Below are 4,862 nucleotides of genomic sequence, written 5' to 3' on the forward strand. Positions count from 1 at the left end.
AAAGACGTTGGACCTGTAGAACTAGCAACTATTTCTTTTGGTCAATCTATATCAGTAACACCTATACAGCTAATCACAGCTGTCTCTGCTATTGCAAACGATGGAAATCTTATGCAGCCTAGACTTGTAAAGGCTTATACAGATAATGAAGGCAATATAACAGAAGAGATTGAACCAAAAACTGTAAGACAAGTGGTTTCTAATGATACATCTAAAAAAATGCTAGAAGTAATGCAGTCCGTCGTAACAGATGGAGGAGGTAAAATAGCTTATTTGCCTGGATATAGACTCGGCGGAAAGACAGGAACAGCTCAAAAGGTCATAGATGGAAAATACGCACAGGGAAAATATATCTGTTCCTTTGTAGGTGTTGCTCCATGTGATGACCCACAAATAGTAGTACTGGCAATAGTCGATGAGCCTACAGATGTAGTCGCATTTGGTTCAACTACAGCTGGACCTATTATAAAGGAAGTTATGAGTCAAAGCTTAGAATATCTAGGTATTAAAAAGGTTTATACAGAAGAAGAAAAAGCAGAAAATGAGAAAAAACAGGTTGAAATTCCAGATGTCAGAAACTTAACTATAAAAGAAGCTACTAAAATACTAGAAGAAAATAATTTAGAATCAAATTTAGATACAGACATAGAGGTAGATGATAAAGCCATAGTCACAGATATGTTTCCAAAGCCAGGTATCAAAGTAAATGAGGGCTCTAGTATATCCTTGTATTTTAAAAACTGACGATAAAAAACTACATTATAAAACTCTAGACATTTAATTATCGAGCATTATTAAAAAATAATACATAAAATAATTATAAAATAAGACTTACTATTATAAATATCTTCAAAAATAAATCAATTTGGTATATAATTATTAAGATTGGAGATGCAGATAATATTATATAGTCATCAAAAGAAAAACTTTAATTTTAAAAAGGAATATTTAGCATAAAAAAAGTTAATAATTGCAAATGAGAAATATTAAATTAAAAAGATGAAACAACAGGGAGAGGAGTTTTAAATAATGTTAGGAATTACAGAACTTACGTATACAGCAATGATTGGTTTTTTAATAGTAATAATACTTGGACCAATATTTATACCAATGCTTGCTAGATTTAAATTTGGTCAAACGGTCAGAGATGAAGGACCTCAATCACACTTAGCTAAAAATGGAACACCTACAATGGGTGGAATAATGATGATAGTGGCTATATTAATTACAGGGCTTACTAGAGCTAATATAAGCCAAAGTCTAATAGTTGGTTTAATTTGCATAGTTGGATTTGGATTTGTAGGATTTTTAGATGACTTTATAAAAATAAAAATGAAAAGATCTTTAGGACTTAAAGCTTATCAAAAGATAATACTACAATTTGCTCTTGCTTTATATGTCGCTTATTATCAATATAGTGCATCACCAAGTGCTACACAGCTTATGATACCATTTACAGATTACGTAATAAATTTAGGAATATTATATATTCCATTTATGATGATATTTATAATAGGAACTGTAAATGCAGTAAATTTAACAGATGGACTTGATGGTTTAGCATCAGGAGTTACTTTAATAGTATCTACTTTCTTTATGATATTTGCAGTATCACTATCTAATTCTGATGTTGCAATACTTGCTGCGGCAACAGCTGGTGCTTGCCTAGGATTTTTAGCATTTAATTCATATCCTGCTAAGGTGTTTATGGGAGATACAGGCTCTATGGCATTAGGTGGAGCAGTAGTTGCTTTTGCTACTCTTACTAATTCACCTCTTTTAATAGTAATAGTAGGATTTATATACTTAGCAGAAGCTCTATCTGTTATGCTACAAGTAAGCTATTTCAAATTAACACATGGAAAGAGAATATTTAAAATGGCACCACTTCATCACCATTTCGAACAATGTGGATGGCCAGAAACAAGAGTTGTATTCATATTCTGGATTGCAACTATAGTTTTATGTTGGATAGGTGTTTTAGCAGTATTTTAAGTAAGTGATGGGGGTAAAGAAAATGGATTTAAAAGGAAAGAATGTATTGCTTATAGGTTTAGCAAAAACTGGTATATCAACTATCAAATTATTAGATAAATTAGAAGCTAATATAACAGTTAACGATATAAAAACAGAAGAAAAATTATCAGATATATTAAATGAATTAAAAGACATAAAAAATGCAAAATATATACTTGGATACCATCCAGAGGAAGTATCACATATTGATTTAGCTGTAGTATCTCCAGGAGTACCTCTTGATCTACCTTTTATAAAAAAATTATATTCAAGTGATATAGAAGTAATTGGAGAAGTAGAATTAGCTTATAGACTTTTGGATAATCCTACATTTGTCGGTATAACAGGTACAAATGGAAAGACAACAACTACATCTTTAGTAGGTGAAATATTTAAAGCTGCTAAGGAGGACACTTATGTAGTTGGAAATATAGGTAAACCAGTAATAGAAACTGTTGGCATAGCAGATAAAAATTCTGTCTTAGTAACAGAGCTTAGTAGTTTCCAATTAGAAAGTATAGTAGATTTTAAACCGAGAGTAAGTATGATACTTAATCTTTCACCAGACCATTTAAATAGACACCATACTATGGAAAATTATATAATGGCAAAAGCTAACATATTTAAAAATCAAGGCGAAAATGATTTTACAATATTAAATTACGACGATGAAGCTGTCAGAGAATTGGCAAGTAAATGCAACTCTCAAGTTTTATACTTCTCAAGAAAATCACAAGATGTAAGAGGAGTATATGTAAACGACGAAGGAAATATAATAATAAATGTAGATAAAGAAATAGTACTTCTAAATAAAGATGAACTTAGCTTACCGGGGGGACATAACCTAGAAAACTGCATGGCAGCAGCTATAGGTGCATATGTACTAGGTGTAGATTTAGACGTCATTAGAGAGGTTTTAAAAACTTTCAAAGCAGTAGAGCATAGATTAGAATATGTAAGAACTCTTGATGGAGTTATGTATGTAAACGACTCAAAGGGTACTAATCCAGATTCAACTATTAAAGCAGTTACTTCTTACAAAAATCCTATAATATTAATAGCTGGAGGATACGATAAGGATAGTGCTTACGATGAACTTTTAGACATTGCCAAGGAAAATGTAAAAGCTTTAGTATTAATGGGTGCAACTGCACCAAAAATAGAAGCTTGTGCAAAAGCTAAAGGATTTGAAACAATTAAAAGAGTAAATGATATGAAAGAAGCAGTAAAAGTTTCTCAAGAGCTTGCAAATGAAGGAGATGTTGTTTTACTTTCTCCAGCATGTGCAAGCTGGGATATGTACACAAGCTTTGAAGTGAGAGGACGCGACTTCAAAGATAATGTAAATAGCTTATAATAATTTAAATCTCTTCCTTCAAAGCTAATAGCGATGAGGAGGGTAGTCATTCATATGCCTAATGAAAATTTGAAAACAAAAAAACAAATTACACAGGGGATGAAGACGGAGTTTGATTTAGTGATTTTTTATACCACAATTGCGTTGGTATTGTTTGGAATAGTCATGGTGTTTAGTGCAAGCTATGTTCAGGCTTCATTTAAGCATCATGACGGTTATTTCTTTTTAAAAAGAGATATAATTTACGCTATATTGGGGTTTGGCGGTATGATATTTATGTCAAATATCGATTATAATATATGGAAGAAGAATTCACTGCCACTTTGTATATTTACAGTCATATGTCTAGTATTAGTTTTAACACCTCTAGGAATAGAGGCTAACGGGGCAAAACGATGGCTCGGTATAGGAGGGGCGACCTTTCAACCGTCGGATATAGCGAAGTTTGTAACTATAATAATAACAGCAAAGGTCATAGAAAAAAGATATGACGATATAAAATCTTTAAGAAAAGGTGTCATACCTATTTTAATAGTGCCGTCAATATTTTTTATACTGATAATGCTACAGCCGAATATGTCTACTGCGGGAACACTTATAATAGTAGTTTTTATAATGCTATTTGTGGCAGGTATGAACATGAAATTTGTGTTTAGTATGCTAATTATGGGTGTAGGGTTATTCATAGCCCTAGTAATAGCAGAGCCATATAGACTTAAGAGATTTACAGCGTTTTTAGATCCATTTCAAGATCCTCTTGGAAGCGGATATCAGGTTATACAAAGTCTCTACGCTATAGGTTCAGGAGGTCTTTTTGGCTTAGGACTTGGTAAGAGCCGACAGAAATATTTTTACATACCAGAGCCTCAAAATGACTTTATTTTTGCTATAATAGGTGAAGAGCTAGGTCTTGTAGGCTGTATTTTGGTTATAATGTTATTTGTAATACTAGTTTATAGATGTGTAAGAATTGCTCTGAAGACAAAGGATTTATTTGCATGTATGGTAGTTATAGGGATAGGAGCTCAAATAGGAATACAGGCAGCTTTTAATATAGCTGTGGCAACATCTTCTATGCCGGCGACAGGAGTGGCGCTTCCATTTATAAGTTATGGAGGAACCTCGCTCACAGTGCTGATGGGTGAAATTGGAATTGTTTTGAATATATCAAAGAAAGTGAAAATTAATTAACAGGAGATGATCAAGTGAAGGTATTATTAGCAGGTGGTGGTACTGGAGGACATGTATATCCAGCTATAGCCATAGCAAATAAAATAAAAGAACATAATCCTGATTGTGAAATTCTATTTGTCGGAACTAAAAAGGGTATTGAATCTGAAATAGTTCCAAAGGCAGGTTTTGAATTAAAAACAGTCACAGTTCAAGGTTTTAAGAGAAAAATAGATTTAGATAATATAAAGAGAGTATTTAAATTATGCAAAGGTCTAGAACAATCTAGAAAAATAGTAAAAAAATATAAACCAGATAT

5 protein-coding genes are annotated in these 4,862 nt (G+C 32.2%); all 5 read left to right on the forward strand.

The features are described from left to right. Positions 1–744: penicillin-binding transpeptidase domain-containing protein (locus tag ACI3VO_RS06265; RefSeq protein ID WP_439757085.1), on the forward strand; the 744-nt coding region annotated here is incomplete at its 5' end. Positions 745–1,026: 282 nt separating this feature from the next. Beyond that, on the forward strand, positions 1,027–1,995 hold the full coding sequence (gene mraY, locus ACI3VO_RS06270) for a phospho-N-acetylmuramoyl-pentapeptide-transferase (protein WP_320925233.1): 969 nt from the start codon (positions 1,027–1,029) through the stop codon (positions 1,993–1,995). A gap of 22 nt (positions 1,996–2,017) precedes the next feature. Further along, the gene (gene murD, locus ACI3VO_RS06275) at positions 2,018–3,373 is read left to right on the forward strand and encodes a UDP-N-acetylmuramoyl-L-alanine--D-glutamate ligase (RefSeq protein WP_439757086.1); all 1,356 of its coding nucleotides are present in this window, start codon (positions 2,018–2,020) and stop codon (positions 3,371–3,373) included. A gap of 54 nt (positions 3,374–3,427) precedes the next feature. Further along, entirely contained in the window at positions 3,428–4,564 is a 1,137-nt protein-coding gene (spoVE, locus tag ACI3VO_RS06280) for a stage V sporulation protein E (RefSeq protein WP_320623832.1), read from the forward strand. A 14-nt stretch (positions 4,565–4,578) separates the two neighbouring features. Then, positions 4,579–4,862 (forward strand): UDP-N-acetylglucosamine--N-acetylmuramyl-(pentapeptide) pyrophosphoryl-undecaprenol N-acetylglucosamine transferase (locus tag ACI3VO_RS06285; RefSeq protein WP_439757087.1); only part of this gene is annotated, 284 nt, incomplete at its 3' end.

It is taken from the genome of Intestinibacter sp. (assembly GCF_051866655.1).
Lineage (GTDB): Bacteria > Bacillota > Clostridia > Peptostreptococcales > Peptostreptococcaceae > Intestinibacter.

Excerpts from the sequence above, each read along its gene's own strand:
- murD (WP_439757086.1), top strand. The coding sequence starts at position 2,018 with ATGGATTTAAAAGGAAAGAATGTATTGCTTATAGGTTTAGCAAAAACT.
- spoVE (WP_320623832.1), top strand. The coding sequence starts at position 3,428 with ATGCCTAATGAAAATTTGAAAACAAAAAAACAAATTACACAGGGGATG.